We start from the raw sequence: 7,303 nt of genomic DNA, 5'->3' as shown, positions 1-7,303 counted from the left end.
GGCCGGGTGCGTGATCTGGAGCGCGGCCATCAGCGTGGGTGGCGCTGCGCCCGCCGCCTATGCCGCGGATGTGGCGCCGGCCGGGATGCAGGCGGCCGCCATGAGCACCTTCCGCATGCTGAGCGACGTCGGCTACGTCGTGGGCCCGATCGCGCTCGGGCTGATCACCGATCTCTTCGACGTCAACGCCGCCCTGGCCACCACCGCCGCGCTCTTGGGCCTCGTGGCCCTCCTGTTCGCGCGGCTGGCGCCGGAGACCTACCGGGGGCTTCCCCGCGCTCCCTGACCGAGGCAGGTCAAGGGGTCGGGTCTCCCTTGAGCTCCAGGGCGGCAGCCTCGATGGCGTCCACGATGAAGTGATAGCCGGTGCACCGGCAGAGACTGCCGGCCAGCATCTCCCGGATCTCCGTGCGGCTGGGCGCCGGATGCTCCTGGAGATAGGCGTAGGCGGTGAGGATGATCCCCGGGGTGCAGAAACCGCACTGGAGGCCGTGCTTGTCCTGGAAGGCGGCCTGCAGCGGGTGCAGCCCCTCGGCGGGAGCCAGCCCCTCGATCGTCGTGAGCTCCCGGCCGTCGACCTGGACGGCCAGCATGAGGCAGCTCCGGATCGGCTCGCCATCGAGCAGGACGGTGCACGCTCCGCAGACCCCGTGCTCGCACCCGACGTGGGTTCCGGTGAGGTCGAGGCCCTCGCGCAGGAAGTCGGCCAGCGAGGTCCGGGGCTCGGCTTCGCCCGCGACCGCGCGCCCGTTGACGCGACAGCGGATCGCGCGCGTCATCGCGGAAGCCGGGCTCGCCCGGCAGCGGCGGCGAGCGTGCGCTCGGCCAGGACGGCGGCCACCCGCCGGCGGTACTCCACCGTCGCGTGGAGGTCGGCCTCCGGCGTGAGGGTCGCGGCCGCGGCGCGCGCCGCCTCCGCGATCCGCGATGGCGTCGGCGTCTCGCCGGCGAGCACGCGCTCGGCGACCCCGGCCAGGACGGGCGTGCCGCCCACTCCGAAGAAGGCGAGCCGCGCCCGCGTGACCCGTCCCGCCGGATCGCGCCACACGAGGGCCGCCGCGCCGGCCAGCGCGAAGTCGCCGTGCCGGCGGGCCACCTCGGCGAACCCCCACCCGGCATCGTCGCCGGGCAGGGCGAAGCGCGCCTCCGTCGCCAGCTCGTCCGGGTCAAGCGCGGTGGTGAGCGGGCCGCGGTAGAGGTCGCGGCCCGGGATCACGCGCTCCCCGGCGCGGCCGCGGGCGACCACGGCCCCGTCGCAGGCGAGCAAAAGCGCCGGCAGCTCGGCGGCCGGGTCGGCGTGGACCAGGCTGCCGACGACGGTGCCGCGCGTTCGGGTCGCCAGATGCCCGACCAGCGGCAGCGCGTCCGCGAAGAGAGGCAGCCGGGTACGCGCCCAGCGCTCGAGGGTCCGCTGGCGAACGAGCGCCCCGACGGTCAGCGTGCCGTCGGCCTCGCGAAGGCCGGCGAGCTCCGTCGCGCCGTTGATGTCCACCAGGAGGCGCGGCCGGGCCAGGCGGAAGTTCAGCGTCGGGATGAGGCTCTGACCGCCCGCCAGGACCTTGCCGTCGGCGCCCACCTGCCCGAGGTGGTCGAGCGCCTCGGCGGCACTCCGCGCCAGCACGTAGTCGAAGGGGGCCGGCTTCACGGGCGCGCGGCGGTGTTCGGGGTCAGCATGGCGAGCACCACGGCCGGGCTGAGGGGGGCGCGCGTCACCCGCGCCCCCCAGGGCGCCAGCGTATCCTCGACCGCATTGGCGATGGCCGCCGGCGGCGAGATGGCGCCACCCTCGCCAACCCCCTTCATCCCGAGCGGGTTCCGTGGCGACGGGAACTCGAGGTGGACGGTCTCGATGTCAGGCAGCTCGGCGGCGGTCGGCACCAGGTAGTCCATCAAGGAGCCCGTCAGGAGCTGGCCCTGCCCGTCGTAGACCATCTCCTCGAGCAGCGCCCCGCCGACCCCCTGGGCGACGCCGCCGTGGATCTGCCCCTCCACGATCAGAGGGTTGATGACCCGACCACAGTCGTGGGCGACGACATAGCGGAGAAGCCGCACCGCGCCTGTCTCCACGTCCACCTCGACGCACGCGACGTGCACGGCGCTCGTGTAGGTGACCGTCGGCTGGTGCTCGTAGGCGGTCGCCTCGAAATCGGGCGCCACCGGGCCGGGCCGGGCGAAGGTCGGCAACGCTTGCTGGATCACCCGGGCCAGCGGCAGCCGGGAGGCCGGCGCGCCGCGCACGGAGACCACGCCCTCCTCGATCTCGATGTCCGCGGGTGCCGCCTCCAGGAGCGCCGCTGCCGCGGCGACCAGCTTCTCCCGCACCCGGCCGGCCGCCGCGTGGATCGACGTCCCGGCGTTGACCGCGCTCCGGCTCGCGAAGGTGCCGACCCCGAACGGGATGGCGGCGGTGTCGCCGCCCACCACGGTCACCCAGTCGAGCGGGATGCCGAGCGCGTCGGCGGCGATCTGGGCGAAGGAGGTCTCGTGCCCCTGGCCCTGGCTGGCGGCGCCGGTTGCCACCAGCGCCCGGCCCCAGGCGTCGAGCCGGACGGTGGCGCCCTCGAAGGGCCCGATGGCCGTCCCCTCGACGTACCCCGAGATGCCGATCCCGCGATGGATCCCGCGCGCGCGAAGATCGGCCTGCTCCCGGCGGAAGGCGTCGTACCCGACGGCGGCCAGCGCGGCCTCGAGGGTGGCCCGGTGGTCGCCGCTGTCGTAGATCAGCGGGTTCCCGTCGCGATAGGGAATCTGGAGCTCGTATGGCATGTCGGCCGCGGTGAGGTAGTTCCGGCGTCGGAGCTCGGCCGGGTCCATCCGAAGCCCCCGGGCCAGACAGTCCACGATCCGGTCCATGGCGAAGACCGCCTCCGGCCGGCCGGCCCCGCGGTAGGGCGCGTTCGGCGTCTTGTTGGTTACCACGCCCCGGCACTCGACGGCCAGGTTCGGCACCCGGTGCGGGCCCAGGAGGTGGGCCACCGTGTTGTAGGGCAGCACGATGCCCCAGCTGTTGTAGGCGCCGAGGTCCATCCAGATCCGATCGCGCACGGCGAGCATCCGGCCGTCGCGCGTGGCGGCGATCTCGATGTCGTGGACCTGGCCCCGCGCGTGGGCGGCGGCCATCATGTGCTCGCGCCGGTCCTCGGTCCACTTGACCGGCCGCCGGCAGTGCCGGGCGGCCAGCGGGACCAGGAGGTCCTCCGGGTAGCCATTGGCCTTGGTCCCGAAGCCCCCGCCCACGTCCGGCGCGATCACCCGGACCTTGTGGGGCGGCAGCTCGAGCGCGGTCGCCAGGCCCTGCTGGACGAAGTGCACGACCTGGGTCCCGTTCCAGGTCGTCAGGCTCCCGTCCCGGGCGTCCCACTGGGCCAGCACGCCCCGGGTCTCGATCGGCATGCCGACGTAGCGCTGGATGGTGAAGCGCTCGCCGACGCGGACCGGCGCCTCGCGGAAGACGGTGGCGGGGTCTCCGAACCCCGTCGGGAAGAAGACGGCGACGTTGTCGCCCCACTCGGCGTGGATGAGCGGACTCCCCGGCTCGGCGGCGGCCACCAGGTCGGTCACGACCGGGAGCGGCTCGTACTCCACGGAGACCAGCTCGGCGGCGTCCTCGGCGAGGGCGCGGCTCTCGGCGACCACCATGGCGATGATCTCGCCGACGTAGCGCACCGTGTCGCGGGCCAGCGCGCGCTGGGGGATCTGCTTCAGCGTCACCGCGACGCGGGCCGCGAGACCGGGCGGGACCGCGCCGAACAGCGGCAGCGGCTTCATCCAGGGCGCGAGGTCGTCGAAGGTGAAGACGGCGATCACGCCGGGGAGCCGCCGCGCCTCGTCAGTGCGGACGGCGCGGAGCCGGGCGTGGGCGTGGACGCTCCGCACGAACGCCGCGTGGAGCAGGCCGGGCAGCTTGATGTCGTCCACGAAGCGCCCTTCGCCACGGAGCAGACGCGGGTCCTCGCGCCGCTTGACGGCCGCCCCGAAGTAGCGGGCTCCCATCACGTCCTCACCGTCGGAAGTCATGAACCATCCGGTGCGCCTTGTCAAATGGGGAATTGACACTCAGGAGCGGGCCACGGTATCGTCCGGGAGTAAACGAATCCCGCCGGCGAGCGCGCACGTGATTTGCCCCCGGTGCTGGGGCCCAGGAAGCATGACGGCTTCAACACTCGTCCTCATCGGCCTGATGATGCTCGGCGTCCTCGCGACGCCGCGCGCCGCCGACGCGCAGCCGGCGGGGAAGATCTACCGGATCGGCTACCTCGACAAGATCCTGAAGGGGACCCGGCCTGCCGATCTCCCCGTGGAGCAGCCCACCGAGCTCGAGCTGGCGATCAACCGCAAGACGGCGAAGGCCCTGGGTCTCACGTTTCCCCAGTCGGTGCTGGTGCGAGCGAACGTGGTCATCGAGTGACCCAGCCTGAGGGCTGATGGGAGCGATAGACCGGGAGGTGGACTTCCGCGCGGCCCGGCGCCGGCTCGAGGCCAAGGCGAAGTCGGCTGGAGAGAAGCTGGCTACCCTGGAGGCCGCGGTCGCCCGCGTCGCCGACGGAAGCCACGTCGCCTTCGGCGGCTGTCTCTACAGCCGCACGCCGCTGGCCCTGATTTGGGCGCTCCTCCGCCGGCGGCCCCGGGGCCTCACCATCTCCCGTAACCTCATGTGCTACGAGGGCGAGTGGTGCATGGTCGCCGGCGCGGTCGAGAAGGTCGTCACCTCCTGGATGGGCATCGGGCTCCCGTGGGGGCTGTCGCGGATCGTCCGCGAGTACGTCGAGTCCGGCCGGGTGCCGATCGAGGAGTGGAGCCACCTCGCGCTCGGGCTTCGCTACCGGGCCGCCGCCATGGGCGTGCCGTTCGTGCCGGCCCTCACGATGCTCGGGTCCGACCTCATGGGCGTCGGCGGCGCGAAGACGGTGACGTGCCCGTACACGGGGGCGACCCTCCACGCGGTGCCGGCCTTGTTCCCCGACGTGGCGCTCCTCCACGTTCAGCGGGCCGATCGCTTCGGCAACTGCCAGATCGACGGGTATCCCCACATGGATGCCGACATCGCCCGCGCGGCCACCACCGTCCTGGTCACCACCGAGGAGATCGTGGACGAGGACGAGATCCGGCGTCACCCCGATCGCACCGTGATCCCGGGCTTCATCGTCGATGCCCTCGTCCCCGTCCCCTACGGCGCCTACCCGCACGAATGCTACGGCCGCTACGACGCCGAGGTGGCCCACTTCTCGGAGTACGTGGCCGCGATCGAGGCCCGGGGAGCGGCGGCGGTGGCCGAGTACCTCGAGCGGTTCGTCTACGGACCGGCCACGCATGCGGAGTACCTGGAGCGGTTCGGTGCGGCGGCCCTCGCCGACGCCGATCGCCGCGGACACGAGCTGACCACGTGACGGTCACCGCCACCGAGCTGCTCGCCGTGATGGGGGCCCGCGAGCTGGCCGACCACCAAACCGTGTTCACCGGGGTCGGGGCCCCCATGCTGGCGACGGCGCTGGCCCAGCGGACGCACGCCCCGCACCTCACCATGGTGGTCGAGGGCGGCATCATCGGCCCCCACTGGAAGCCGGGCTGGCTACCGATCTCGACCAACGAGATGCGCGCCGCCTACCGGGCGCAAGCGCTGCCGGCCATCACCGACGTGTTCCTGCTGGCCCAGCGCGGGTTCCTCGACGTCGGCTTCATCGGCGGGGCCCAGATCGATCCGTACGGGAACCTGAACACGACCGTCATCGGCGACTACGACCGGCCGCGCGTCCGCCTCCCCGGCAGCGGCGGCGCCAACGACATCATCTCGCTCTGCCGGCAGGTCATCATCCTGACCGTCCACGAGCGGCGGCGCTTCGTGGCCAAGGTGGACTTCGTCACCAGTCCCGGGCACCTCGGCGGCGGCGACGCCCGGGAGCGCAGCGGCCTCCTCTTCGGCGCGGTGTCGCGCGTGGTGACGACCCTGGGGGTGTTCGACTTCGAGCCGGAGAGCCGGCGCATGCGCCTGGCCGCGGTCCACCCCGGCGTGACGGTGGACGACGTGCGCGCCAGCACCGGCTTCGAGTTCCCGGTGGCCGAGCCCCTGCGGACGACGGCGCCGCCGACCGAGGACGAGCTACGGCTCCTGCGGGAGCTCGATCCTGCGCGCCAGTTCCTCGGCTGACCGGCCCGGGTCCCATGCACGTCGCCTGGAGGTAGGCCGGTGAGCGACTTCGGCCTCGCCATTCGAAACTTCGTGGGCCCGGGAGAGATCCCGGAGCCGCGCGCGCTGTTCGCCTACGCCGAGCGCGCCGAGGCGCTCGGGTTCGAGTCGCTGTGGGCCTGGGACCACATCCTGCTCGGGGTGGAGCCGGCCTTCCCCATCCTCGACTCCATCACGATCCTGGGCGCCATCGCGGCCCGCACGAGTCGGATCCGGCTCGGGACCGGGATCCTCGTGCTGCCGCTCCGCAACCCGGTGGTGACGGCCAAGGCGCTCGGCAGCCTCGATCTCATCTCGGGCGGGCGGCTCATCCTCGGCGTCGCCGCCGGCTGGTACGCGCGCGAGTTCGACGCGGTGGGCGTGCCCTTCAAGCAGCGCGGCCGACAGTTCGAGCGGAACCTCGACATCCTGGTCCGTCTGTGGACCGAGCCCCGAGTCACGCGGCGGGTCGACGAGTTCAACCTCCGGGAGGCGGTCATGGTGCCGCGGCCGGCCCAGCGCCCGCGGCCGCCCGTCCTGATCGGCGGCTACGTCGAGGCCGTGCTCCGGCGCGCCGGCACGCTCGCCGACGGCTGGCTCACGTACTTCTACACCCCCGAGAGCTTCGCCCGGAGCTGGGCCAAGGTACAGGCCTACGCGCGCGAGGCGGGCCGCGATCCGGCGGCCCTCACCGCCACCAACCAGCTCGCGATCTACGTCGGCGCGTCGCGCGCCGAGACCGCCGCGCCCATGCGCCAGTGGCTCCAGACGGAGTGGGACGTGGCGGCCTGGAGCGAATCGACCATCGACCACGCCATCCACGGCAGCGTGGACGAGTGCGTGAGCCAGCTCCGCGCCCACCTCGCCACCGGCGTCCACCGGATCATCCTCATCCCCTACCGCTACCAGCCGGAGCAGCTCGAGCGGATCGCGCAGGACGTCTTGCCGAAGCTCTGAGCGTGCCGCTCAGATCGGCAAGCGCTCGCCGAGGGACGATAGCCCACCCTGAGGCGCAGCGCCAGGGGTCGAGGCGCCGAGGCGCCCACGGCGGGGTCCTGAACGGCGGGGGCGGCCGGGGTGGAGGCCGCGGCAGGTAGACCCGGGCCGAGGCCGGCGTGGCCGGCAGGAGGAGGGCGAGAC

General features: G+C 73.1%; 8 protein-coding genes. 5 read left to right on the top strand and 3 right to left on the bottom strand.

Annotation, left to right across the window (positions count from 1 at the left end):
• Positions 1 to 286 (top strand): MFS transporter (locus VGW35_21970; GenBank protein HEV8310340.1); only part of this gene is annotated, 286 nt, incomplete at its 5' end.
• 10 nt (positions 287 to 296) lie between these two features.
• On the opposite strand, the gene VGW35_21965 is transcribed toward VGW35_21970, so the two are convergent.
• From VGW35_21965 to VGW35_21955, 3 genes are read right to left on the bottom strand one after another with little or no spacing between them, the layout of a single operon-like run.
• Positions 297 to 779 (bottom strand): (2Fe-2S)-binding protein, encoded by a 483-nt coding sequence (locus VGW35_21965; GenBank protein HEV8310339.1) that lies wholly within the window; start codon positions 777 to 779, stop codon positions 297 to 299.
• Positions 776 to 1,645 (bottom strand): FAD binding domain-containing protein, encoded by an 870-nt coding sequence (locus tag VGW35_21960; GenBank protein HEV8310338.1) that lies wholly within the window; start codon positions 1,643 to 1,645, stop codon positions 776 to 778. The genes VGW35_21965 and VGW35_21960 overlap by 4 nt, the downstream gene beginning before the upstream one ends.
• A complete protein-coding gene (locus VGW35_21955; protein HEV8310337.1) occupies positions 1,642 to 4,017 on the bottom strand; it encodes a xanthine dehydrogenase family protein molybdopterin-binding subunit in 2,376 nt (791 codons plus the stop codon). The genes VGW35_21960 and VGW35_21955 overlap by 4 nt, the downstream gene beginning before the upstream one ends.
• Before the next feature lie 130 nt (positions 4,018 to 4,147).
• Here VGW35_21955 and VGW35_21950 point away from each other — a divergent pair, with 130 nt between their 5' ends.
• Genes VGW35_21950 through VGW35_21935 form a run of 4 tightly spaced genes read left to right on the top strand, consistent with a single transcriptional unit; the run spans position 4,148 to position 7,120 of the window.
• Entirely contained in the window at positions 4,148 to 4,408 is a 261-nt protein-coding gene (locus VGW35_21950; protein HEV8310336.1) for an ABC transporter substrate binding protein, read from the top strand.
• A 16-nt stretch (positions 4,409 to 4,424) separates the two neighbouring features.
• Positions 4,425 to 5,387, top strand: coding sequence for a CoA-transferase (locus VGW35_21945; protein ID HEV8310335.1), 963 nt, complete (start codon positions 4,425 to 4,427; stop codon positions 5,385 to 5,387).
• A gap of 29 nt (positions 5,388 to 5,416) precedes the next feature.
• On the top strand, positions 5,417 to 6,145 hold the full coding sequence (locus VGW35_21940) for a CoA-transferase (GenBank protein ID HEV8310334.1): 729 nt from the start codon (positions 5,417 to 5,419) through the stop codon (positions 6,143 to 6,145).
• Positions 6,146 to 6,184: 39 nt separating this feature from the next.
• The gene (locus tag VGW35_21935) at positions 6,185 to 7,120 is read left to right on the top strand and encodes a TIGR03619 family F420-dependent LLM class oxidoreductase (protein HEV8310333.1); all 936 of its coding nucleotides are present in this window, start codon (positions 6,185 to 6,187) and stop codon (positions 7,118 to 7,120) included.
• Positions 7,121 to 7,303: the final 183 nt, after the last annotated feature.

The sequence above is a fragment of the Candidatus Methylomirabilota bacterium genome, assembly GCA_036005065.1.
Classification (GTDB): domain Bacteria; phylum Methylomirabilota; class Methylomirabilia; order Rokubacteriales; family DASRDR01; genus DASYQW01.
Note: the sequence above shows the minus strand (reverse complement) of the source record. Positions and strands in the feature narration are given on the sequence as shown.

Excerpts from the sequence above, each read along its gene's own strand:
- VGW35_21965 (HEV8310339.1), bottom strand. The coding sequence starts at position 779 with ATGACGCGCGCGATCCGCTGTCGCGTCAACGGGCGCGCGGTCGCGGGC.
- VGW35_21955 (HEV8310337.1), bottom strand. The coding sequence starts at position 4,017 with ATGACTTCCGACGGTGAGGACGTGATGGGAGCCCGCTACTTCGGGGCG.
- VGW35_21950 (HEV8310336.1), top strand. The coding sequence starts at position 4,148 with ATGACGGCTTCAACACTCGTCCTCATCGGCCTGATGATGCTCGGCGTC.
- VGW35_21945 (HEV8310335.1), top strand. The coding sequence starts at position 4,425 with ATGGGAGCGATAGACCGGGAGGTGGACTTCCGCGCGGCCCGGCGCCGG.
- VGW35_21940 (HEV8310334.1), top strand. The coding sequence starts at position 5,417 with ATGGGGGCCCGCGAGCTGGCCGACCACCAAACCGTGTTCACCGGGGTC.